The organism is Mucilaginibacter sp. McL0603, from assembly GCF_049992945.1.
In the GTDB taxonomy this organism is placed as follows: domain Bacteria; phylum Bacteroidota; class Bacteroidia; order Sphingobacteriales; family Sphingobacteriaceae; genus Mucilaginibacter.
Genome location: NZ_CP188251.1, coordinates 2,267,860 through 2,291,360, shown reverse-complemented (window position 1 = coordinate 2,291,360; position 23,501 = coordinate 2,267,860). Strand labels below are relative to the sequence as shown.

Here is a 23,501-nt window from a genome sequence, read left to right as displayed (position 1 = left end):
TCAGATATTTCTAACTAAAATCAAAAGCCCGCTGATCTTCAGACGGGCTTTTTTGTTATTAACTATTGAGATAGGTTATTCCGTTTTCAAACTTTTAACCGGGTTCATCAATGCCGCTTTAAGACTTAAATAAGATACTGTGCTAAAGGCGATAATCAATACAATAAAGAATGGAATGATAAAAAAGAGCACACTGATGTCTATCCTGAAAGCATAAGTTTGCAGCCATTTGTCGACGGCATACCACCCCAACGGTATAGATATTGCAAATGCAATAACTATTAATAAAGCAAATTCGCGATAAAGTAATTGCAGGATACTGTTGACTGAAGCGCCTAATACTTTACGTATACCGATCTCTTTTGTGCGTTGCACTATGGTATAAGATACTAGTCCAAATAAGCCAAGGCATGCTACCAAAATGCCTATCCCAGTAAATGCTGCAAACACCTGTCCAAATTGCTTATCGGCATGATATTGTTCATTAAAATGATTATCCAGGAAATAGTAGTCGAACTGGTCGCCCGGGAAAAATGCTTTCCAATTTGCTCTTAACTGTTCAACTGTATGCTGCACATTAGCTGAACTTACTTTAACCGATATATCACCTCTTATATCCGGTATGCAGCGAAAAATAATGGCATCATAAGCATCGCGCAATGATTGCTGGTGATAGTTATCCACTACGCCAACAACGGTATACACTTTCCCCCAAAAATCAACACGTTGATTAAGCGCACTTTCAGGCTTGTTGAAACCCATTAGTTCTGATGCCTTTTTACTCAATACTATTGACCCGGTATCGGTAGGAAATTCTTTGGCAATTTTTCTGCCTGCCAGCACTTTGAAATCAAAGGCCGTCAGATAATCAAAATCACCCCCAACAACACGATATTGTTTTTCTGTAGACTCACTGGCACCATGTAATTTAATCCCGCCGGCATTCCATGGGATAGGTTCTCCTGGAACAACAGTTGAAGCTGTAACACTTTTTACATCCGACAATTTAAGGCTTTCTTCTTTAAACGCTTTCATTGTCCGGTAAAATGAGTCTACTTTTGCCAGAGGCGCCTTAATTACCAATGTTTGATCGATGCTGATACCCAGGTTTTGTTTTTGCATGTATTGTATCTGCTGAAAAACAGTCAGTGACCCAATTAGCAGGAAAATAGATATTGCAAATTGAAAAACAACCATCCCTTTGCGTAGTATTATTCCGCGGGGAGAAGCTGATAGTTTGCCTTTCATTACCTCTACCGGCCGGAAAGAGGAAAGTACAATGGCGGGATAAAATCCTGAAAAGAAAGTACCTACCAATAACATACTTATTACACTTAGCCAGAAAGTAGCGTGTCCAAACAGATCAAAGCTGATGTTCACCCCGGATACGCTGCCAAATATGGGCAGGAATATAACGATCAGTATAAAAGCCAGCACTAATGATAATACATTAAGCAACCCCGCCTCGAACATAAATTGCATGATCAGCTGCCTTTTATCCGATCCCAATGTTTTGCGAACACCTACTTCTTTAGCCCTGCTTATACCCCGGGCCGTGGACAGGTTAATATAATTGATCCAGGCGATAATAATCACGAAAATAGCAATACCTAACAATAGGTAAACCGAATTACCATCAGAATTGGGTTGCAGTTCTAACATGCGATTGGAATATAGGTGGATGCTTTGTGCAGGCTGTAAGGTATAGATGGCGCTTGCACCCGCACTCTTATATTGTTCATAAGCCTTTTTTACAATAGGGAGAAATTTGGTCTCTAATTTCTTTGGATCTACACCATTGCGAAGCAAAAGATAAGTTGTGCAGCCGTCATTATACCATTTTGTATCAATATCTGGTGCATAGTTTTTGATTATAGTACTATAGGATTGCATGAAATCCAGCTTCATGTGAGTATTGACAGGCATATCCTTCATTACCCCTGTTACTTTCATTGGCTTGTCATTGTTCATTACCAATGTTTGGCCCATTGGATTAGAGTTATGAAAAAGCTTCTGTGCTATGGTTTCAGAAATAACAACCGTATTTGGTTCTTTAAGGGCAGTGTTCGGGTCGCCGCTAATGAGTGGATAACTGAAAATATTAAAGAATGATCCGCTTACAAAATAATCATACTGATCTTTTACTATTATCTTTTGGTCTTTATAATTAACCAAAACCTGGCCTGCAGGCACCATTTTAACAAAATCTTCAATCTCGGGAAGTTGTACCTTAAATTCGCTGCCCGGAGCAAAGGCGCCGCCAGCCCAACGGGTACTCAATTTGCCATTATCGTACCGGTCCTGATTGATTCGGTATATCCTGTCTCCTTTAGTATGAAACTTATCAAAACTGAGCTCAAACGTTACATATTGTAATATGAGCAGACAGGCCGCCATGCCAATGGCCAACCCAAAAATATTAATGAATGAAAATCCTTTGTTTTTTGTGAGGTTTCTGAAAGCAACCAGCAGGTAATTTTTGATCATAATCAACGATTTTAATGCCCATCATCCTACCAACAATGTGCCTATATTTTAATTAATTGAATATCAGTAATTTAATTAAAAATCAAAACTCCTAACCTGTTCGGATATGATACAACTATTGTTCGTTACTGAACATAAAATAGGCATGTAGTTGTATACGAGGGTAATATAAAATTATTAAAAAAAATTTAGTTATATAGAAAACCATATCTGTAAAAAATGGTTTTTTAATAGTATGAAGGCACATTTACAAAACTAAACCGATGACAATGACTACCACGGGGAACGCAAAGAATACAGTAATGTCATTTATTAAATATTTGAATGAAGAGGATTTTACTGCTGCTAGGAAATTTACAGACGAAGGGCTTAAGTTTGACGGTGTAATGGGCTCACGTGACGGGGCCGACGCATACTTCCAGGATATGGAACGAATGAAATTTAAATACCATATATTAAAGACCTTTGCAGATGGCGAAGATGTATGCTTGTTATATGATATCAACATGTCGGGTATCACCATATTTACTTGTGGTTGGTACCGTGTAGAGCACAATAAGATCACTTCGATAAAAGTAGTTTTTGATCCACGGCCTTTGCTCATTAAAAAGTGATGCCTTAACAGACAATTTATTTCTTTCCTGCATCCACATCCTTGATAAAGCTGATCACGCCGTTCATAAACACCTGCTGATCATCCCACATGGATAAATGGCTGCCGTTGGGGCAATAAAGGTAGCTGCCTTTCGGGAATTGAGTGCTCATCCATTTCATATAATTGGGGTCCATTGTATCATATTTGGCGCCTTCAACCAATGTCGGCACGGTAATATTTTTTAACTGATTGCTCACATCCCATTTAATCAATCTGCCACCTGTTTTAAACTCGCTTGGGCCTTGCATCATCACATAAATTTCGTCGTTTACGTGTTTAAAACTGCGCAGCACTGGATCAGGCCATTCGGGCAAACGGCACAAATGCTTGTTATAGTATTCCTTAAACACCAATTTCTGGTAGGTCGTATCCTTATACATTCCCTTTGCCTCATAGTTTTGCAATGAATCAACTAGTGATTTACGCATCTGGCTTCTTAAAGCACCGTTATATTTTTCATATTCCGGCATACTGGCCATCATATTGCAGATGATCAAACCCTTCAAATTCTTCTGATATTTTAAGGCATATTGCATTGCCAGTATTCCACCCCATGAATTACCCAGCAAATAAAAATTGCTACTATCCAAATTCAATGCTTGCCTTACCTGCTCTACCTCCTCTACAAACCGCGGAGTTGTCCATAAGCTGCTATCTTTTGGCTGATCACTGTAATAAGAGCCTAATTGATCATACTCGATCATCTCAAAGCCTTCCTTTGGAAAAAAGCTTTCAAAACATTCCATATACTCATGCGTCATAGCCGGACCGCCATGCAAAAGCAGAACTTTGATGCGTGGGTTATTTCCAATACGCTTAGTCCACACCCTGAACTTGCCTGCAGGCGTTTGTATGCTGACCAATTTGATCCCGGCCACTTGCACACCCGAATCAACCGGGGCAAAATAAGAGGCAACTGTAGGACTGCTGCTTTGTTGTTTACAGGAAAACACGCAAGTGATAGCTAATGGGATAAGGTAAAGGAGCTTTTTCATAACACTAATTTAAATAATTAAAAGTGAAACCGATACAAGCTATCAGTTATAACAATTTACCCTCTATTAGTAATACTTTTTCAATTGATCCTTCTTTGAGGGGCAGGTATTTAAGTCTTTCCTTGTCACTACTATATCCCTGAAAATCTTCTTTGGTAGGAAAAGTAACCAGGTGTAATTCATAAGGGTTACCAATAGTGGTTTCAATCACGCTGCTATCTCCGGGCCTTACCCTGTAAATTAAAGTTCCATTATATTTTTTCAGTAATGGCAGTACGTGGGATTCGAATAAATTAAATTGATCTTCCTGCCCGGGCTTAATAAAAATTATTTGTGTGAAACAAAGCATAGTTGAAAATTATGGGTTTACATCAAATCCTTATCCTCCTTTTCGCGGCGTACCTTGTAAGCCATATAAAAAAGCGCTAACACGATAGAGAAATCAAGTATTACACCGAAAATATTTAATGATGGATAATAGGCGATCAACTGGTAAATAAGCATTACCAGAAAGACAATGCCGCCAATCAGGTACAAATAAAAAAACTTATAGCTCATTAGGTAATAGTTAAAACATTAACCTTTAGCAATATATTTTATTTAGTTCTTTTAAACACCACTGCAGCTAAAGGCGGTAAATCCACCAAAATGGAATTTTCTCTGCCATGCCAATATTCCTTTTCAGATTTTACGGCTTTTGTATTAGCCATTCCACTCCCCCAGTATTCTTTATCATCCGAGTTAAATATCTCCTTCCAGTTACCTGCAGCAGGTACTCCTACACGGGAGCCATTATGAGGTGTTGGGGTCATATTCAGGACAATTACCAAATCGTCTTTAGCATCATGCCCCTTGCGCCCGTAAATAAGTATGGAATTTTCGGCATCACCGCCGTCAATCCATTCAAAACCACTACTTTCAAAGCTCTTTTCGTATAAAGCGGGTTCTGTTTTATATAGATGGTTAAGTTTTTTCACTACTGATTGTATCCCGCGATGATTGGGATATTCCAGCACATACCATTCTAACGATTGACTGAAATTCCATTCTCCACCCTGGCCAAATTCAGCCCCCATAAACAATAACTTACTGCCGGGATGGGTAAACATATAGCTGTATACCAATCGCAGGTTGGCAAATTGCTGCCACTCATCACCCGGCATTTTGCGCAGCATGGAACCTTTGCCGTACACCACCTCGTCATGTGAGAAAGGCAGCATGAAGTTTTCCGTAAACGCATAGATCAAACTAAACGTGATCTGGTTATGATGATACTTTCTGAATAATGGGTCGGTTGAGAAATATTTAATCGTATCGTGCATCCAGCCCATCATCCATTTCATACCAAAACCCAAACCACCTGTATATACCGGGCGACTTACGCCTGTAAACGATGTAGATTCTTCGGCAATGGTCTGCGTATCAGGAAAATTGCTGTAACAAGCCTCATTAAATTCTTTCAAAAATGATATGGCTTCCAAATTTTCATTGCCCCCATACTGATTAGTTTCCCATTCGCCATGGTTACGCGAATAATCCAGGTAAAGCATAGACGCTACCGCATCTACTCTCAGTCCATCTATATGATAACGATCAAGCCAGAATAATGCATTGCTGATCAGGAAGGCACGAACTTCGTTACGTCCGTAGTTAAAAATATAAGATTTCCAGTCGGGATGAAAACCTTTGCGCGGATCCGCATGCTCATATAGATGCGTACCGTCAAATTTGTATAAAGCATGGATGTCACCCGGAAAATGGGATGGAACCCAGTCCAGTATTACACCAATTTCCGCGTGGTGAAATGCTTCTATCAGTTTCATCAACTGCTTGGGTGTACCATAACGGCTTGACGCTGCATAATAACCACTTACCTGGTATCCCCAACTTGGGTAGTACGGATGCTCAGCTATCGGCATAAACTCAATGTGAGTAAACCCCATATCTTTTACATAGGGCACCAGCTTATCAATTAATTGCTCATAATTGTAAAATGCATCAGGGCTTTCAGGGCTGCGTGCCCATGAACCGATATGCACTTCGTAAACCGAATAAGGCTTATCCAGTGAATTATGTTCGTAACGACCCTTCATCCATTTGGCATCTTTCCACTCATAATAAGTATCAGCTACTATTGACGCCGTGCGTGGCGGCTCTTCCCAGCGTAAGGCAAATGGGTCGCTCTTTTCCAGGTCCTCACCTGTTGATGACTTAATATAAAATTTATAGGTTTCCCCATCACCAACATTAGGGATAAATCCTTCCCATATACCCGATGCATCCCAGCGGACGTATAACTGGTGTGAGCCGCGGTCCCAATAATTAAAATTACCTATAACGGATACATATTGTGCATTGGGCGCCCAAACGGCAAAATAAGTACCTATAACACCATTAAATTCGATCACATGCGAACCGAATTTTTCGTATAGCTTATAATGCTTTCCTGATTTAAACAAACCAATATCAAAGTCAGTAAAGCGGCTGTAAACCTCAACAGGCTTAAGGTTTTTCCCCTCTTGTTTCTCCACCTTCGTCTTTTTTGCTGTTACAACTTTTTCAGTCTTAGTTTCCCTGGTAGTCTCTGCTTTTTTGGATTTAACAGGCGTGGAAGCCGATGCAGCAGATCCGGTTTTGGAGGTTTGTTTCGCCATGATATGGATAGCCCTTTAAGGCAATTAATTCAGTTCATTTACAGTAATGAACATAGGTTTATAACAATCAAATATATCAATATTGTTTCGTCTTAGTATGACTAAAATAATTGTGCAATATATTTTTCTTTGTTCAACAAAAAAGGCCCCGTTTCCGGAGCCTTTAAGTATTATTTCAGTATTTCTATTTGCTTAAAATTCTTTGCAAATTTTAATTCTACCGTTTTATCCTTGTTGACAATAAAATCAGTGATATCCTTATTATCGGCAATTATCCGGGATGGTCTAAACGGCAGGCCAATAATATTAAAATGGTAATTTTCATATCTCGGGGTATACAAACCTTCCATGCTCTGCTGTATGGTCAGCTTACTATCTTTACCTTTAACCACAAATTTCTTTTCAAGATAGATATCCTGCTCATAGGCAAAGGTTTCTCCATAATCTTCAAAAAGGAATGAGTTTACTTCAGTTTCAGTATAGTAGACATTCAGTTTAACTTCGTCTATCTCTTTCTCGCCCACATATTGCATAACCGGGTATTCAGGGATCACTGAACCTGCTTTTACAAATATTGGTATGATCTCCAGCGGAGTTGGCACTACAATTTCTTTTGCTCCGTCTACCAGCTCATAGGTCCAGAAGTTATACCATTTCCCTTTAGGCAGATAAACACGGCGACTTTTTTGCCCTGGCTCCAATACCGGGCATATTAATATCTTATCACCATAGGTGAATTCATCCTGCCTGAAATGATTGGTTAATGCCTCTTGTTCCTGCAAAATAACTGGTCTCAGGATAGGAAAACCGTAACGATGGTGCTCCCAAAAAGCCGAATATAAATAAGGCAACAGGCGATAGCGCAGTTCAATAAATTTTCGGTTGATAGCAGTATAAGGCTCGCCAAAGCTCCATGGTTCACGTTCTTTTGTATCACCTGCTGAGTGTGCCCTCATAAATGGCGAGAACGTTCCCATTTGTATCCAGCGAGTAAACAGTTCACCATCCGGCTCACCGCTAAACCCGCCTATATCTGTACCACAGAATGATATTCCTGATATGGACAATCGCTGGCATTGGATATTACCCAGCTTCAAATGCTCCCATGATGCCACATTATCACCCGTCCAAACAGACGAAAAACGTTGTACACCTGAGTAACCTGCCCTTGTAATAGTAAAAGGACGTTTATTTTTCATCAGCTTGCGCAAACCTTCATAGGTTGCACGTACCATCTGCATGCCATAAATATTGTGTGCCTTACGATGCGAGCCCCTATGACCGTCATACTGATGACGCACATCATCCGGGAATGTTCCCGAACCAAAAACAGCAGGTTCGTTCATATCGTTCCACACACCTGCCACGCCTAATTGCACCAGTTCGTCAAACAAACCGCCCCACCATTCTCTAACCTCGGGGTTAGTGAAATCAGGGAACTGGCAACGGCCGGGCCATACATGCCCTTCCATAAAGTAATCGTCACACCTGCGGCAAAAATATCTGTTCTCTTTTCCTTCTTTAAATACCGAATAATTATCGTCTACACGTATTCCCGGATCAATAATTACTACCGTTTTAAATCCCTGGTCAGCAAGTTCCTTGATCATTTTCTTGGGATCAGGAAAATATTTACGGTTCCAGGTAAAGCAGCGGTAACCATCCATATAATCTATATCGAGGTAGATACCATCGCAAGGTATTTTTTGCTCACGGAATGTTTTAGTAACCATCCTTACTTTTGCTTCAGGATAATAGCTCCATCGGCATTGATGATAACCTAACGCCCAAAGCGGTGGCATAGGGTGCGTTCCAGTTAAAATGTGGTACCGTTTTACCACGTCCATCATATGTGGACCGTGGATATAATAATATTGTAATTCGCCTCCATCAGCCCAAAAACTTGTTTTGGTTGGATCTTCAGCCCCGAAATCAAAATCTGCCTTAAAAGTATTGTCAAAGAATATCCCGTGAGCTATTCCTTCGTTCAAACTGATATAAAAAGGAATGCTGCGATATAGCGGATCCTGGTTCCAGGCAAATGAGTAAGCATCCGTGTTCCAGTTTTGTAGTCTTTTTCCGCGTAAATTAAACTCGGTAGGCTTATCTCCCATACCAAAAAAGCTCTCCTCAGAATGGCACTCTTTGGTACAGTAAACATAATAGCCGCCAAACTTCACATTCTCTTCCCAGTGCATGGGCACTGCATCGCTACTGGTTTCATGCCCCTGGTTATCCGAAAAAGATATGAAGAAATCTTTTTTCCGTACGTGGCAGTTTACAATATTAGTCGAAACTATGTACTCATTTTCATCCTCACGTAAACCAAATACGGATACTTTTTTCTCCAGTTTAGGTACGGCGTATGAAAATTCATCTAAAAAAACGCTATGAGGGGCAAGTCTTACTCGTATTATCTCGTCTGTAACAACTGTAACTTCTACCCTGGCATCACCATCTGTAAAAAAGAATTTATTGCCTTTTTGTTCCGCGCCAATAGGTATTCCAAGGTATTTTTTTACGATGGGTTTAATTCCTGCAGCCGGGTTATTTATGTGGTGAAACTCTTCTTCAACTTCTTCAACCAGCTTTTCGGGTAGTATTTCAGGATTTAGTGTATTTTTATCTTCCATTCAAAATTTATTCTCGTCTCTGCTGCAAATATCTTAGTTGTGTACCTTTTACGCAATATAATAATTGGAGTTCACAAATAAAGCATTAATATTCAATTATTAATTGTAGAAATGACAACAGGAATATGCTTACAGCATATCAAATCACACTTTATCGATGATCTGTATCTTCCTGCCATCCTGTACATACAATACGGATATTGCTCCCATGAACATAAACACACCAGCCATTATCAACGAATAAATAGCGTGATTATGATAAAAATATTTAACAATAGGGCCACCAATTACGCCATTTACTATTTGAGGGAAAGTGATAAAGAAGTTGAAGATACCCATATAAACACCTATCTTTTTAACAGGGATAGAGCTTGAAAGTATGGCATAGGGCATGGCCAGTATACTTCCCCAGGCTAAACCTATACCGATCATTGACAGGAGCAGTAAATAATGATTCTGGATAAAATAAATAGAGATCAGCCCTATTCCGCCCATTACCAGTGAGAAAGCATGAGTTTTTTTACGGCTTGTTTTTCTTACAATCCGGGGCAATAACAAGGCATAGATTGCCGAAACAAGATTATATACCCCGAAACAAACATTCACCCAGTTTGCTGCATTGTTATATTCTACTGAGGAGGTATCGCCTGCTTTAATATGATAGACATGGTCAACCACAGCGGGTGTAGTAAATACCCACATAGAAAATAAAGCAAACCACGAGAAGAACTGTACCAACCCCAATTGCTTCATCGTTTTTGGCATATTAGCAAGGTCGGAGAATATTTCGGCTATTCCGCTTTGGTGTTTTTCTACTACTTTGTCTTCTTCGTGAAAGGAAGCAAATTCAGCCGGTGGATATTCTTTTGTGCTGACAACTGTCCATATAATACAGCCTATCAACACAGCAGCACCTATATAAAATGAGTATAACAAATTATCAGGCACGATACCGGGAGCAGCAGTTTTAGGGATATTGAACCACTCGGCAAAAACATAAGGCAGCCACGAACCGATTACAGCACCAACGCCTATCAGGCATGTCTGCATTGAAAAACCAGCATTATGCTGATGATCAGGTAAATTATCAGCAACCAATGCTCTGAATGGTTCCATCGCCACATTGAACGATGCATCCATGATCATCAGCATACCTGCACCCACCACTATTGGCGGTATCAGGGCAGCAAGCATGGAAGAATTCGGCATGAACAGCAAGGCCAACCCTGACAATACAGCACCGGTTAAAAAGTATGGCCTTCTCCGGCCTAACTTTGTCCATGTACGATCGCTGTAATGACCAATAATTGGCTGAATGATCATACCCGTAATAGGTGCGGCCAGCCAAAACCACGATAAATGTTCAACATCGGCTCCAAAAGTCTGTAATATGCGACTAGCATTTCCGGTTTGCAGGGCGAAACCAAACTGGATGCCGAGGAAACCGAAACTCATGTTAAATATCTGCCAAAAACTTAAACTGGGTTTCTTTTTAACTGCCGATGCTATTGTTGTCATAATTTATGAAATTGGTTTAGAAATTCAATAACATGCCACTCACCGCAGGTAATGTTATATCAAGTCCTTTATTTATATTGTTAGTGTTGTATTTTGCTCCGGTTAACAGATCTGTAAATTCTTTAGCCCCGCTTAAATTAAGCTTGGCTAACAGATCCTCAGACAGTTTAACTTGTAATTTACGTTCGCTACGGTTAAAATTGGTTATCACTAATATACGTTGTTTATCCGTATATCGCAGAAACAGGTATAATCGCTGATCGAAACCTTGCTGATGTTCATTAGCTATCATCAACTCCCAAAATGCACCAACTCTTAGCGCTTCATTATCCCTCGCTAAATTCAGCAACCTGCTATAAAAATCCCTCAGTTTCTTTTGATCATCTGATAGTTTGCCACCATCCAGTTTACCATCGTTCAGCCATTTCTGATGTTCGGGAACACCCCAGTAATCAAATATGCTGGTGCGGCCGTCATTACCGCTAAATCCTTCTTCTCCAGCCGCTGGCTCGCCTACCTCCTGCCCAAAATAGATCATAACCGGACCAGTATTAAGCGTAGCTGTAATGATCATTCCCGGCACAGCTAACCACGGATCACCGGCAAAGCCTGGTGATGGAATGCGCAGCTCGTCATGATTTTCCATAAAACGAAGCATATGCAAGTCAATAGCCTTGCAATCCTGGTTCCAAACCCTGTTAATATCCCAGGTTGTTGCATTAGGTTCGTTCCGGGTTAATCGTTTTATAGCATCATATAAACCTACTTTATCATACAAGTAATCAAATTTCCCCTTAAAAATATAGTCCTGGTATTTATTGTTGTCGTAAGCTTCGCCGATAAAAATGAGTTGAGGGAATGCCACTTTTAATTTCGGAATGAGCCAGCCCCAAAACTCAAAAGGCACCATTTCCACCATATCACAACGGAAACCATCTATCCCTTTTTCACTCCAGAAATGTAAAATATCATACATTTTATTCCACAACGGCGGTACCGGATCAAAATAGGCATGATGACCGCCCATATAGTCAAGGCCGTAATTGAGCTTTACTGTTTCGAACCAGTCATTGATAGACGGCCATGGACTAAATACGTCATTCCCCGTAGCTTTTGCGGGAAATTCATCAAAATTACCGTCCTTTAGAGGGCTTTGAAATTCATCTCCACCCGGATTGTATCCCTGCGGAACAACAAACGGTTGGCTTGGTGAATAGTAAAAATCATTTTTAGGGTCGAAGGATTTAGTTTTATCATCGTCCTGCCCAAAATCACGGATGTTGTCAGGCTTTACATCAGAGGCATAAGTTCGTGCCACATGATTTGGAACGAAATCCATCAGCACTTTTAACCCATTTTGGTGGGTCCGGCTGATCAAGGCTTCATATTCGCCCATCCTGTTATTTACTTCAACAGCCAGGTCGGGATCAATATCATAATAATCTTTTATCGCATAAGGTGAGCCCGCCCTACCCTTCACCACATCCGGATCATCTGGCTTAATACCATATTGGGAGTAATCCGTCATAGTGGCATGCTCTATCACACCAGTATACCAAACATGGGTAAAGCCCATCTTTTTTATTTCCTGGAGGACCTTATCGTTGATATCATTGAACTTACCAACCCCATTCTCTTCGATAGAGCCATAAAACTTATTTACCTGTTTAGTATTCCCGTATAACCGGGGCAACAACTGGTATATAATGAGCTTATTATCGTTTGGGGATGGTTCCATTATGCTTCTATCAGCAATTCGTTATTGGCTTTTACCAATTGCTCCTTGCCATAAACTAATACTGTTACTTCGTTGCCCGATGTATTTTTGATCTGCACACCGCTCTTGCTTACTTTAATATTCAGCAGCGCCCCCCTAAAACCTATATGGAACGAGAACGACTCCCATTTCGCAGGCAAGAATGGCTGAAATGAAAGCTTTCCATCACGTACACGCATACCGCCAAAACCCTCTATAACAGACATCCATGTACCTGCCATTGACGTGATGTGGCAACCATCTTCAGTATCGTTATTATAATCGTCAAGATCGAGGCGTGAGGTACGTAGGTAAAACTCATAAGCACGGGCTTCATCACCTAATTTTGCAGCGATAATGGCATGCACACAAGGCGATAACGACGACTCATGCACCGTGCGTGGTTCATAAAAATCGTAATTGCGTCGCAGCGTGTCAATATCATATTGATCCTCGAAAAAGTAAAGTCCCTGCAATACATCAGCCTGTTTAATATAGCATGAGCGCAATATCCTATCCCAGCTCCATTTTTGGTTAAGCGGGCGATCGCTTGCGGGCAGATCTTTCACCAGTATCTGCTCTTTATCCAGGTATCCGTCCTGCTGTAAAAACACCCCGCGTTTCTCGTCATAACCGTAATACATTTTTTCGATAATGTGATGGAACCTTGAAGTCTCCTTTTCTTTATCAAAATGTATTTTATTCACCAGCGCTTTATATTTTTCAGGATTTGCAGCCTGTACCTTTTCAATTACCTCGACGGTATATTGCATGCACCAGGTAGCTATTTTGCTGGTGTACCAGTTGTTATTTACGTTGTTCTCGTACTCATTTGGCCCGGTTACTCCAAGCATTACATATTGCTGCTTATCCTCAGACCAGGTAACCCGCTGCGACCAGAAACGTGCTATCGCGATAAGCACTTCCAAACCGTAATCAGTTAAATATTGCTCATCCCCTGTATAACGTACATAATTAAATACCGCATAGGCAATTGCGCCGTTACGGTGTATCTCTTCAAAAGTGATCTCCCATTCGTTATGGCATTCGGTACCATCCATCGTAACCATCGGGTATAAAGCTGCGCCATCTTTAAAACCGAGCAGCTTTGCATTATCTATAGCTTTACCCAATTGTTTATAGCGATATAACAGCAGGTTACGGGTTACTTTCTGATCAGCCGTAGCCAGGTAGAAAGGCACGCAATAAGCTTCAGTATCCCAATAAGTTGAACCGCCATACTTTTCGCCGGTAAATCCTTTTGGACCGATATTCAAGCGGTCGTCCTCGCCAGTATAAGTTTGGTTAAGCTGGAAGATATTAAAACGGATACCCTGTTGTGCCGAGGCATCCCCTTCTATCAGGATATCATTGTGCTGCCACTTTTTCGCCCATGCTGCGGCTTGTTCGGCCAGCATTTTTTCAAATCCTTTTCCGCTAATGCGCAGCAAGGCGCTTTTCAGATTATCTTCCAATGCAGCCGCGTCATAATTTTGTGATGACAGGTTAGCGGCATATTTATAAATAGTGACAGCCTGACCTTGAACAGCTTTCAATTCGGATTTTAAGCCGACATATTTATCTTGTTCAATCGGCTGAGCGTTAAGTTTGACAGGTTGACCATTTTGCTCAATTATCACTTTCATGCCTGTAGCTACTTCAAAGCCCGTCTTCTTAGTGCGCATTTGCACAAAAGCGCCATCTTCCCAGGTTGCTTTCTTTACTTCATTCCAAAACTTCTCGTCATAGTTGGAATCCTTGTTTACCACATCACCATCTATAAATGGTGTGATAATAATTGATCCATTAAAATTCAATGGCGTAATGGTATAGCTGATTGCGCCTGTCTCATCATCCGCGATGCTGCAAAAACGGATAGCCTGTACTGCAACTTGCTTACCTTTACTAGTTTTCGCGTGGAAGGTTCTTTTCAAATACCCTTCTTGCATATTCAACTCACGCCCGAAATTACTTACCACGCATTTAGCCAGGTCCAGTTGTTCGCCATCAATAACTACATCTATGCCTATCCAATTAGCGGCATTAAGTACTTTGGCAAAATATTCAGGATAACCGTTTTTCCACCAGCCCACGCGGGTTTTATCGGGATAATAAACTCCGGCAACATAATTCCCTTGCAATGTTTCGCCGCTGTATGCTTCTTCAAAATTGGCACGCTGGCCCATACGGCCGTTACCCAAACTAAAAATACTCTCGGATATGGTATTATATTTTGGATCGAAGCCTTCTTCTATAATTTTCCACTCATCAACTTTGATATAGTCCTTCATGTGATGTATTATTTGCCCCTCTAAATCTCCTCCGCCAGATGGCGGAGAGACTTTTTGATTGGAGGGATTATTTTCATTGTTTCTTAATTTAAAGCCCTCTCCTTTGGGGAGGGTTGGGTGGGGCTTATAAACTTCTTAATTTCTCTAAACTCATTTCATCCAAACCTTTAACCACAAGGTTTGCTTCTCTCAATACTTCGGGCGAACCAATGCCCACTACTTTCATCCCGCCTGCTATGGCAGCCTCTACCCCGGCTATGGCATCTTCAAACACAACACAGTTTGCCGGAGGGATATTTAGTTGCTCCGCTCCTTTTAAAAATACTTCGGGGTCAGGTTTTGGCTTACTTACTTTATTACCGTCTATCACCGCATTAAAAAAATGCGCGATGCCTGTTTTTTGCAGTATAGTCATGGAGTTTTTACTTGCCGAGCCCAATGCCGTTTTTATCCCTGCATCAATGCAGGCTTGTAAAAATTCTTTAGCTCCGGGCAATATTTCCTCTGGTGTCATGTGACTTATCATCTCCACATACCAGTTATTTTTGCGCGTAGCCAGTTCTTCTTTTTCAGCATCAGTTTTAGTTACACCGCCCCATTGCAATATCAGCTCCAGCGAGCGTGTGCGACTTACGCCTTTTAGTTTTTCGTTAGCTTCTTCGGTAAAATCGAACCCTAATTCGTTCGCTAACCTTTTCCATGCTTTGTAATGGTAAACCGCGGTATCCACAATCACCCCATCCAAATCAAAAATGCATGCTTTTATAGTACTCATCCTGTTATTATTATAAGCCGCTCAGTTTAATACAAACTCACTGATTTTCCGGTGTTTAAATATATATTATTTAATATTATTAATGTGTATTATCGGGCAACAATTCTAAAATCAAAGTAGCTTTTGCAGGTATGGTCAATTTTGATACGTCAATAGTTTCATCAGTTATCACATTTCTTGCTTTCAGCGCGCCGTTTATGCGTTCGGTATAGCGTTGAGTAGTTATGCTCTGATCTTTCTCCTCGCTATTATAAACCACCATCACTGTCTTCAGATTATCATACCTGAAATACAAATAAACACCATCCTGCGGTATATACTGCATCATTTTTCCGGTTTGCAAAGCTGTGGTGTTTTTACGATAATTGGCCAGTGTACGCACATAATTAAAGGCGTCATTTTCCTTTTTACTCCGACCTGCTGCAGTAAATTTATTTTCTTTATCACCCGGCCATCCGCCCGGGAAATCCTCACGCACTAAACCATCCGGGTTAGAGAAATTCTTCATCAATATCTCATCTCCATAATACATCTGGGGCACACCACGCATGGTCATCAGCATAGCCATACCTGATTTGTATTTAGTAATATCTTCGCCTACCACCGACAGAAAACGGCTCATATCATGATTATCCAAAAAGATGGTATTTTTTGTAGCATCCTTATATAAAAAGTCCTGCGCCATAACCGCATATAAGCGATTTACACCGTCAGTCCAGCCTTTGTGCCCATTCAACGCTTCATAAACGGCCTCTTTCCAAACGCCATCCGTTATGCCGGGTAAATGAGTATCTAATCCGCGATTTACTGTGTTTCCTTCCGTAAAAAAAGCCTGGTTAGCGGCTGACCACACCAACGTTTCACCGAATATGGATAAGTGTGGGAACTCAGTCCGCACTTCTTTTGCCCAGTCAGCCATATATTGCGGATCATTATAAGGATAGGTATCCAATCTAAATCCGTCCACCCCTGAATATTCCACCCACCAAACATGATTTTGGGTAAGGAAGTTCTGTACATAAGGATTATTCTCGTTCATATCTGCCATACGATGATCAAACCAGCCATCAAGCATCTGTTTACGATCTGATGGCGATACGTGAGGGTCCATGACGGCAGCATCACGGAAATTTGATTTGGTATATGTGGGCCATTGATGTACCCAGCTTTTCATCGGCATGTCCTGTATCGTATAACCTTCAGTACCGGCATGATTGTGCACCAGGTCCATTACCACCTTCATACCCATGCTGTGGCATTTTTCAACAAATTGTTTGTACAACTCATTATTACCATAGCGTGGATCGATCTTGTAATGATCGGTAACCGCATATCCGTGATACGATGCACTTGGTTCGTCATTTTCTACAGCGGGTGTCAGCCAGATAGCCGTTACACCTAAATCCTTCAAATAATCCAGGTGATTCATGATACCCTGCAAATCGCCACCATGCCTGCTGAACATTTTGCTGCGGTCTACCGACATTTCTCTTAACCCGGCAATAGAGTCATTTTTTGTATCTCCGTTTGAGAACCGGTCAGGCATGATCAGGTAGATCAGGTCCTGATTGGTTACACCCTGTGCACGGCCTTTTGAGTGGTCACGCTTTTTAAGGGTGTATTGATAAGTCAGCGCTTTTTCGCCCGACTTAACAAACTTTATCGGGAACGTTCCCGGAGATGCGGATTGAGAAATGCGCAAATCGAGGAATAAATAGTTAGGATTTTCAACTTTATGTACTGCTACCAGCTTTACGCCAGGGTAGGTAAATTGTACATTTCGGGAGGCAATATCCTTACCATGGATAATCAACTGCAGATTAGGATTGCTCATCCCTACCCACCAAAACATGGGTTCTACGCGCTCCAGTGAAGGAATTTGTGCCGATGCACCCAATGCCATAAGCAGGCAGCAAGTGGTAATAAGTAAAGATTTTCTCATATCGGATTGTTCAGGAAAATAATTGGATGGCCATCGAGATTTTATCAGTAACCACATTCCAAATTTAAAACAAAAATGGTTTGTTGTATGAAAAAGTGAAAATGATTAATAGGGTGGTTTTAATTGCCGGGAGTATAGGCGAAGTTTAAGGCTCTAATTAAAATATTAGTATCAAGTTTATTTTAAAATAAGAAAATCAGTTTATACATTTGCTACACTAATTATTAGTATGACAATTAAAAAATTCGATAGCTATTCATACCTGCTTGATCGCACGGCCCGAAGGGTAAAACAGTATGCTCAACAAAGGTTTTCATCTGAAAATTTCAATATCACTGTTGACCAATGGCTGATACTAAAAAACCTGGGCAACGACCGCTATCTGAAGCAAACTGAACTGGCAGAATTAACCGGGAAAGATACTCCTACCCTAACACGTATAGTAGATCTGCTCTGCAAAAAAGGATTAACCGAACGCTTGATTCACAAAACGGACAGACGCAGTTTTACCGTCCATCTGACAAAGTCCGGCGGGCAGTTATTGAGTGAGCTTTCGCCAAAAGTTGACGACATACGAATGCAAGCATGGGAAGGCCTGAGCGAAGCCGACTATGAAGATTTAAAAAGAATATTAAACAAGATTTATCAAAATCTTGAATTAGTTGATTGGGTTGAATAAGTTGGATTGAGTTGAATAGATTACAAACTATCCAATGGTCAGCCAACTTAATCAACCTAATCTAACCCAATCAACAATAAACAACAATAAACAACAATAAATAACAACAATATGATAACCACTGATATAGGCATTATTGGTGCCGGACCGGCCGGCTTATTTGCCGTTTTTGAAGCCGGACTGTTAAAAATGCATTGCCATTTGATTGACTCTCTTCCACAAATAGGCGGGCAATTGTCTGAAGTATATCCTCAAAAACCAATTTATGACATACCCGGCTATCCAAGGGTTAATGCACAGGAACTGGCAGATAACCTGATGGAACAAATAGCCCCATTTCACCCTGGATTTACTTTAGGCGAACGGGTAGAAACATTACAAAAGTTAGCTGATGGCACCTGGCTGATCAGCACCAACGAGGGGACTAAAATTAATTGCAAAGTTGTTGCAATTGCAGGCGGACTTGGGTGTTTTGAGCCTCGTAAACCTGAGGTTGACCGGCTAATAGAATTTGAAGGCAAAGGCGTTACTTATACCGTACGAAACCCGGAACAATTCAGGGGAAGGCACGTAGTTTTAGCCGGAGGCGGCGACTCAGCACTGGACTGGACCATTTTCCTGGCAGATATCGCTGAAAGAGTGACACTGGTACACCGCGGCGATACTTTCCGTGGTTCGCCTGATGCGGCAGAAAAAGTTTTTGAGTTGGCAAAGATCGGCAAAATTGATCTGTTGCTAAAAACCAGGGTTATCTCATTGGATGGCGTAGGTCACCTGGAAGCATTAACGCTTGCTGGACCTGAAGGTCAGTCTATCATTAATGCCGAACACTTTGTACCGCTATTTGGATTAAGCCCCAAACTAGGACCAATAGAAAACTGGGGATTAGCAATAGACAAATCAGCTATCGAAGTAAATACTACTGATTACAGCACCAATATTGAAGGGATATATGCCATAGGCGATATTAACACTTATCCGGGCAAGCTTAAGTTGATACTTTGTGGTTTTCATGAAGCGGCATTAATGGCACAAAGCGCCTTTAAATATGTATATCCCGATCAGAGGCTAACATTTAAATATACAACCGTCTACGGCATTACTGAATTGCAACAATGATCAATTTTATAGTAGAAGACCGGGATGGTCAGCAAATGCCCGTATCCATCCCGGAAGGCATCAACCTGAATTTAATGGAGGTATTAAAAGCTTCCGAATATGATATACTGGCTACTTGCGGCGGGATGGCGCTTTGTGCTACCTGCATGGTGCAGGTGCTTGAAGGTGTTGATCAATTACCATCCCCGAAAGATAATGAGCTGGATATGCTGGACACTATGCCTTCAAGTGATGATAAAAGCCGCTTGGCATGTCAGCTTGCTGTTAATAAACAGTTGGAGGGGTGTGTTTTTAAGATTGTAGGATAGAATTAAGTGAGTTATTTAACATGACCAATTTCATTATAGAAGCTAACTCCTAAAAGTACTATTCCAACTAATACAAAAACAAGATATATATATAACAAAGCTTTCTTGTAATAAGCATAGTAATCAAATGCCATTTCATTTATGTGCCTACTCAGGAATAACTCGGGAACACCATGTAATAAAGAAAATATGATAAAAAATAATCTCCAATTTTCAATGGCCATATTAGGAAATGCATAGTACAGGATGAGCATTTCTGTGCAAAGCAACAGAAAAAACCCAAAGCCCCTGTCATGGTAATTCTTTCTCCAATTTGATGCGGCCGGTATAGCTTTGGCTATTTTGAAAGCAGAGACATTTGGATAAAGCCATATTTTGAGTAATAAGCTTACTTTCCTTTCCGGATTAATAGGTTCAGTTCTTGCCAATTTACAAATAGTGATTAAGGTATTATATGAAGTTTTTCGAAAGTACAAAAAAACAAACCAAAGGCATAGCGAAAATCACTATGCCTTATAAATATTCATTTTCAAACTTATACCAACACCCCGCCACCACCAGCAATCAGCGCATATTTTTTCTTATCCGGCTTAAGGATTGCTGGGTAATGCCAAGATAGGATGCAATATCGCTTAAAGACACTCGTAGTGCAATATCCGGCTGGCGCATTAAAAAATTGCGATATCTCAAACTGGCATCTTCCCCTAAATATGAATTACGCATCCGTATTTTATCCAGTAAAGCTTGTGTGGTGATGCCGGTTATCAGCTCTTTCAGATATGGCAATTTCTCGTACAAACTTAACAGTTTTTGTTTTTTTAGTACAATAAGATCCGCATCACAGGCGGCCTCTATCCCCTCAACAGCCGGAACATTATTATTAAAACTATTCAGGATGCTGCAAAACTGATTCTCTTTCAGAAAAAAGTAGGCTACTTTATTTCCTTTTTCATTTTGCGATACAATACGCAGTACTCCACTGCAGATGAAAAACATTTCCTTACATAGTTGACCTTCATTTAAAAGCACTTCACCCTCGCTTACTTTTTTATAACTCAATTCGCTTTCAATAATAGCAACATCCGCTTGCGGAATATCTTTAAACAACCTGAGGAAATTTATAAAGGCATCAAACATGTGTTAAAACTATGTATTATTTGGTTAAATCTGTTTTTCATTTATAATTTAGTATCGCCATTCAGCATAAAAAATCATTATGAAAGCAATAACCATCATCTCAATCCCGGTAACCGATCAGCAAGCAGCCAAACAATTCTACCTTAATTTAGGTTTCAATTTACTGGTAGAAGCCCCATTTAACCCAGGTCAAAATTGGGTTCAGCTGGCATTACCAGGCCAGGAAGCTATGTCCATTACGCTTGTTACCTGGTTCCCAGAACTAACACCGGGAAGCATCCGCGGTTTTGTTATTAAAGTAGATAGCATGGACGCCGAGGTCAAAGCGTTGAATGCAAAAGGCATTGAGGTTGGAAAGATCGACGAAACGCCATGGGGTAAATTCGCTCCGGTAAAAGATCCTGATGGCAATACATGGAGCCTGCATGAAGAATAATATACACGATTAAAGGATTTGCGGGATTATTTTTGATTTTTTTATCAAATTAATCCCACAAATCTTTTAAAATCCTTTGATCGTGTCACCATTTATCCAATCCCAATAACTTCCTGCCCAATGGAGAAAGTTCGGCAACAGCATTTTTCTTTTCACGCTCCATCGGATCGCCTGGGAAGGCATAGCCCTGCATGGCTTCGCGACTTTGCCAGCTATTGATGCGCCATTGCCTTAACTCTTCATCCTCTTCCTGTGCAGGCATCATAGCAATATATTGAGCTATCCTCACTTTATTGCCGCTCGTATTTGGTCTGATACCATGTGGTTCAAGACTATTAAATATTAGCAAGTCACCCGCTTCAAGCTTTACTTTTACAATTTCAAACCCTGTGGTATCGGGTTTGTAATGATCCCGATCATCAGGCTGTGTCAATTTCCAGGTATCATAAGTGCGGTATAATTCGGGTATGCATTGGAAGCCACCCATATTTTCATCGGTTTGATCGGCCAGTGCCAGTACACCTTGTACATTTTGAGGTTTTGTTTCAGGATCATAATCCCAATGAATAAAACCTTTGTATTCAAATCCTGGTCTGAGAGGGAAATTCAGATTAGCACGATCAATGGTTGTCCATAATTTCTCTGTTCCCCACACATCTGCAAATGCTGCATGCACTTTTGGATATTGCCGGTTATCCCATAAGTACTGGTGATTGTATATCTCCACCATGCCAGTATTGTTCAGTTCCTTCATCTGCATTTCTGCATTAGGTTTTTTGTACCAGCTTTCTATATCATTCGGGTCTTTACCTTCATATTTCCATAAATAATCTGCCAGCTTTTTTGCCTGTTCTTTAGGTACCGCATTTTTGATGACTACATAGCCATTGTCTATCCAAAATTTCCAATCCTCTTCGCTTAATACACGCAGAGATTTCTCATTTCTGCGGTCATTTAGTTTGATCTGACTTGATTTTGCCGTTGAGGGATTGCCCGGTATTTCCTTATGCGCGTTATCCGGCGCCATTGTTGTTGTCATGGTAGCCATTGTCTTATTTTCCATGTCTCTTATTATTATTATTGGTTTACAATTCAAAGTTATATCAGAAGTATAAGGCATTTATTCTTTGCAATAACCAATATTTGCTCTGTATTAACCAAAATTGTATATTTATATTAAGAAATAAGCCAATAGGAAATGAATGAGATACAATTAGAGAAGGTAGATTTTGAACCGGGGAAATCTTTCAAGCTTTTTTCACCGCGCCTGCGTAATACTTTCCTTTGGCATTATCATCCCGAATTTGAATTAGTATACGTTGAAGCAGATGCCGGTATCAGGCACGTTGGTTCTCACATATCCGGCTATACACAAAGCGACCTTGTTTTTATAGGCAGCAGTATTCCCCACCTTAATTTTGATTACCGCCTCCGAAGCGAATACCACCAGGTAGTTATACAATTACGTGAGGATTTCCTTGGCTCAGCCATCGGGCTTTCTCCCGAATTTTCCGTCATCCACCAGTTATTTAAAAGGGCTGGGGCGGGTGTCGCATTTTATGGTGAGACTAAAACCATTGTAGCTGAACGGTTGAAACAATTGCACAATCTCAGTTCGTTTAAACAATTAATAGAATTAATGGACATATTCCATTTCCTGGCAAATTCAAATGAATATGATTTGCTTAATGATGACGGGATTAGCATGCAATTCTTTCTAAAAGATAAGGTCAGGATGGGTGCAGTTTACGAATACATAGATGCCAATTACAACCGCAAGCCGGACGTGAATATAGTGGCCGAAAAAGTACATCTGACCACTCCCGCCTTTTGTCGTTACTTTAAACGGCAAACCAATATGACCTTTACCGATTTCGTGAATCAATACCGTATTGATATGGCGAAGAATCTGTTGATGCAGGATAAGAATATTACCGAAACTTGCTATGCCGTTGGTTTTGAGAGCCTGTCGTATTTTAATAAACTCTTCAATAAAATAACAGGTAAAAACCCCTCTGATTTCAAGAAAAGCTGGATTATAAGGCAATAATATATTTTAATAAATAATCATAACTCTTATCTTATATATCAGGTATAAATAGCTGTCTGATAGGGA

Annotated in this window: 20 protein-coding genes; 6 read left to right on the top strand and 14 right to left on the bottom strand. The window is 40.5% G+C overall.

Annotation, left to right across the window (positions count from 1 at the left end; translation table 11 throughout):
• Positions 1-75: 75 nt before the first annotated feature.
• Entirely contained in the window at positions 76-2,487 is a 2,412-nt protein-coding gene (locus ACPPVU_RS10710) for an ABC transporter permease (RefSeq protein WP_426671698.1), read from the bottom strand.
• 269 nt (positions 2,488-2,756) lie between these two features.
• Between ACPPVU_RS10710 and ACPPVU_RS10705 the strand changes: the two genes are divergently transcribed.
• A complete protein-coding gene (locus ACPPVU_RS10705) occupies positions 2,757-3,101 on the top strand; it encodes a nuclear transport factor 2 family protein (RefSeq protein ID WP_426671697.1) in 345 nt (114 codons plus the stop codon).
• 16 nt (positions 3,102-3,117) lie between these two features.
• Here ACPPVU_RS10705 and ACPPVU_RS10700 read toward each other — a convergent pair whose 3' ends face one another.
• The 10 genes from ACPPVU_RS10700 to ACPPVU_RS10655 all read right to left on the bottom strand — a co-directional run bounded on the left by ACPPVU_RS10700 (position 3,118) and on the right by ACPPVU_RS10655 (position 17,706).
• Positions 3,118-4,137, bottom strand: coding sequence for a proline iminopeptidase-family hydrolase (locus ACPPVU_RS10700; protein ID WP_426671696.1), 1,020 nt, complete (start codon positions 4,135-4,137; stop codon positions 3,118-3,120).
• Between the two features lie 46 nt (positions 4,138-4,183).
• Positions 4,184-4,486 carry a hypothetical protein gene (locus ACPPVU_RS10695; protein WP_426671695.1) on the bottom strand — a complete coding sequence of 101 codons (303 nt, stop codon included), beginning with the start codon at positions 4,484-4,486 and terminating at the stop codon, positions 4,184-4,186.
• A 17-nt stretch (positions 4,487-4,503) separates the two neighbouring features.
• On the bottom strand, positions 4,504-4,695 hold the full coding sequence (locus ACPPVU_RS10690) for a hypothetical protein (protein WP_426671694.1): 192 nt from the start codon (positions 4,693-4,695) through the stop codon (positions 4,504-4,506).
• A gap of 38 nt (positions 4,696-4,733) precedes the next feature.
• Positions 4,734-6,791 (bottom strand): 1,4-alpha-glucan branching protein GlgB, encoded by a 2,058-nt coding sequence (glgB, locus tag ACPPVU_RS10685; protein WP_426671693.1) that lies wholly within the window; start codon positions 6,789-6,791, stop codon positions 4,734-4,736.
• Between the two features lie 170 nt (positions 6,792-6,961).
• On the bottom strand, positions 6,962-9,424 hold the full coding sequence (locus ACPPVU_RS10680; protein WP_426671692.1) for a glycoside hydrolase family 31 protein: 2,463 nt from the start codon (positions 9,422-9,424) through the stop codon (positions 6,962-6,964).
• Positions 9,425-9,568: 144 nt separating this feature from the next.
• Entirely contained in the window at positions 9,569-10,942 is a 1,374-nt protein-coding gene (locus ACPPVU_RS10675; protein ID WP_426671691.1) for an MFS transporter, read from the bottom strand.
• Positions 10,943-10,958: 16 nt separating this feature from the next.
• On the bottom strand, positions 10,959-12,680 hold the full coding sequence (locus ACPPVU_RS10670; RefSeq protein WP_426671690.1) for an alpha-amylase family protein: 1,722 nt from the start codon (positions 12,678-12,680) through the stop codon (positions 10,959-10,961).
• Positions 12,680-14,989 carry a glycoside hydrolase family 65 protein gene (locus ACPPVU_RS10665; RefSeq protein ID WP_426671689.1) on the bottom strand — a complete coding sequence of 770 codons (2,310 nt, stop codon included), beginning with the start codon at positions 14,987-14,989 and terminating at the stop codon, positions 12,680-12,682. The genes ACPPVU_RS10670 and ACPPVU_RS10665 overlap by 1 nt, the downstream gene beginning before the upstream one ends.
• Before the next feature lie 124 nt (positions 14,990-15,113).
• Positions 15,114-15,764 carry a beta-phosphoglucomutase gene (gene pgmB, locus ACPPVU_RS10660; protein ID WP_426671688.1) on the bottom strand — a complete coding sequence of 217 codons (651 nt, stop codon included), beginning with the start codon at positions 15,762-15,764 and terminating at the stop codon, positions 15,114-15,116.
• 79 nt (positions 15,765-15,843) lie between these two features.
• On the bottom strand, positions 15,844-17,706 hold the full coding sequence (locus tag ACPPVU_RS10655; RefSeq protein ID WP_426671687.1) for a glycoside hydrolase family 13 protein: 1,863 nt from the start codon (positions 17,704-17,706) through the stop codon (positions 15,844-15,846).
• A gap of 229 nt (positions 17,707-17,935) precedes the next feature.
• Between ACPPVU_RS10655 and ACPPVU_RS10650 the strand changes: the two genes are divergently transcribed.
• From ACPPVU_RS10650 to ACPPVU_RS10640, 3 genes are all read left to right on the top strand, one after another.
• Entirely contained in the window at positions 17,936-18,385 is a 450-nt protein-coding gene (locus tag ACPPVU_RS10650) for a MarR family winged helix-turn-helix transcriptional regulator (RefSeq protein WP_426671686.1), read from the top strand.
• A gap of 111 nt (positions 18,386-18,496) precedes the next feature.
• Complete coding sequence (locus ACPPVU_RS10645) at positions 18,497-19,504, top strand: NAD(P)/FAD-dependent oxidoreductase (RefSeq protein ID WP_426671685.1); 1,008 nt, start codon at positions 18,497-18,499, stop codon at positions 19,502-19,504.
• Positions 19,501-19,812, top strand: a complete 312-nt coding sequence (locus ACPPVU_RS10640) for a 2Fe-2S iron-sulfur cluster-binding protein (protein ID WP_426671684.1) — start codon at positions 19,501-19,503, stop codon at positions 19,810-19,812. The genes ACPPVU_RS10645 and ACPPVU_RS10640 overlap by 4 nt, the downstream gene beginning before the upstream one ends.
• A gap of 11 nt (positions 19,813-19,823) precedes the next feature.
• On the opposite strand, the gene ACPPVU_RS10635 is transcribed toward ACPPVU_RS10640, so the two are convergent.
• Together ACPPVU_RS10635 and ACPPVU_RS10630 are read right to left on the bottom strand one after the other, a co-directional pair.
• Positions 19,824-20,240, bottom strand: a complete 417-nt coding sequence (locus ACPPVU_RS10635) for a hypothetical protein (protein ID WP_426671683.1) — start codon at positions 20,238-20,240, stop codon at positions 19,824-19,826.
• Positions 20,241-20,376: 136 nt separating this feature from the next.
• The gene (locus ACPPVU_RS10630) at positions 20,377-20,949 is read right to left on the bottom strand and encodes a Crp/Fnr family transcriptional regulator (protein WP_426671682.1); all 573 of its coding nucleotides are present in this window, start codon (positions 20,947-20,949) and stop codon (positions 20,377-20,379) included.
• A 79-nt stretch (positions 20,950-21,028) separates the two neighbouring features.
• Between ACPPVU_RS10630 and ACPPVU_RS10625 the strand changes: the two genes are divergently transcribed.
• The gene (locus tag ACPPVU_RS10625) at positions 21,029-21,385 is read left to right on the top strand and encodes a VOC family protein (protein WP_426671681.1); all 357 of its coding nucleotides are present in this window, start codon (positions 21,029-21,031) and stop codon (positions 21,383-21,385) included.
• 85 nt (positions 21,386-21,470) lie between these two features.
• Here the strand turns inward: ACPPVU_RS10625 and ACPPVU_RS10620 are convergent, their stop codons facing one another.
• Positions 21,471-22,448: a phytanoyl-CoA dioxygenase family protein gene (locus ACPPVU_RS10620; RefSeq protein ID WP_426671680.1), complete on the bottom strand. Its 978-nt coding sequence runs from the start codon at positions 22,446-22,448 to the stop codon at positions 21,471-21,473.
• Positions 22,449-22,583: 135 nt separating this feature from the next.
• Between ACPPVU_RS10620 and ACPPVU_RS10615 the strand changes: the two genes are divergently transcribed.
• A complete protein-coding gene (locus ACPPVU_RS10615) occupies positions 22,584-23,435 on the top strand; it encodes a helix-turn-helix domain-containing protein (RefSeq protein ID WP_426671679.1) in 852 nt (283 codons plus the stop codon).
• The last annotated feature ends 66 nt before the right edge of the window (positions 23,436-23,501 follow it).

Excerpts from the sequence above, each read along its gene's own strand:
- ACPPVU_RS10695 (WP_426671695.1), bottom strand. The coding sequence starts at position 4,486 with ATGCTTTGTTTCACACAAATAATTTTTATTAAGCCCGGGCAGGAAGAT.
- ACPPVU_RS10665 (WP_426671689.1), bottom strand. The coding sequence starts at position 14,989 with ATGAAGGACTATATCAAAGTTGATGAGTGGAAAATTATAGAAGAAGGC.
- ACPPVU_RS10675 (WP_426671691.1), bottom strand. The coding sequence starts at position 10,942 with ATGACAACAATAGCATCGGCAGTTAAAAAGAAACCCAGTTTAAGTTTT.
- ACPPVU_RS10700 (WP_426671696.1), bottom strand. The coding sequence starts at position 4,137 with ATGAAAAAGCTCCTTTACCTTATCCCATTAGCTATCACTTGCGTGTTT.
- ACPPVU_RS10690 (WP_426671694.1), bottom strand. The coding sequence starts at position 4,695 with ATGAGCTATAAGTTTTTTTATTTGTACCTGATTGGCGGCATTGTCTTT.
- ACPPVU_RS10640 (WP_426671684.1), top strand. The coding sequence starts at position 19,501 with ATGATCAATTTTATAGTAGAAGACCGGGATGGTCAGCAAATGCCCGTA.
- ACPPVU_RS10670 (WP_426671690.1), bottom strand. The coding sequence starts at position 12,680 with ATGGAACCATCCCCAAACGATAATAAGCTCATTATATACCAGTTGTTG.
- ACPPVU_RS10630 (WP_426671682.1), bottom strand. The coding sequence starts at position 20,949 with ATGTTTGATGCCTTTATAAATTTCCTCAGGTTGTTTAAAGATATTCCG.
- ACPPVU_RS10650 (WP_426671686.1), top strand. The coding sequence starts at position 17,936 with ATGACAATTAAAAAATTCGATAGCTATTCATACCTGCTTGATCGCACG.
- ACPPVU_RS10625 (WP_426671681.1), top strand. The coding sequence starts at position 21,029 with ATGAAAGCAATAACCATCATCTCAATCCCGGTAACCGATCAGCAAGCA.
- pgmB (WP_426671688.1), bottom strand. The coding sequence starts at position 15,764 with ATGAGTACTATAAAAGCATGCATTTTTGATTTGGATGGGGTGATTGTG.
- ACPPVU_RS10710 (WP_426671698.1), bottom strand. The coding sequence starts at position 2,487 with ATGATCAAAAATTACCTGCTGGTTGCTTTCAGAAACCTCACAAAAAAC.
- ACPPVU_RS10645 (WP_426671685.1), top strand. The coding sequence starts at position 18,497 with ATGATAACCACTGATATAGGCATTATTGGTGCCGGACCGGCCGGCTTA.
- ACPPVU_RS10705 (WP_426671697.1), top strand. The coding sequence starts at position 2,757 with ATGACTACCACGGGGAACGCAAAGAATACAGTAATGTCATTTATTAAA.
- ACPPVU_RS10615 (WP_426671679.1), top strand. The coding sequence starts at position 22,584 with ATGAATGAGATACAATTAGAGAAGGTAGATTTTGAACCGGGGAAATCT.
- ACPPVU_RS10680 (WP_426671692.1), bottom strand. The coding sequence starts at position 9,424 with ATGGAAGATAAAAATACACTAAATCCTGAAATACTACCCGAAAAGCTG.
- glgB (WP_426671693.1), bottom strand. The coding sequence starts at position 6,791 with ATGGCGAAACAAACCTCCAAAACCGGATCTGCTGCATCGGCTTCCACG.
- ACPPVU_RS10655 (WP_426671687.1), bottom strand. The coding sequence starts at position 17,706 with ATGAGAAAATCTTTACTTATTACCACTTGCTGCCTGCTTATGGCATTG.
- ACPPVU_RS10620 (WP_426671680.1), bottom strand. The coding sequence starts at position 22,448 with ATGGAAAATAAGACAATGGCTACCATGACAACAACAATGGCGCCGGAT.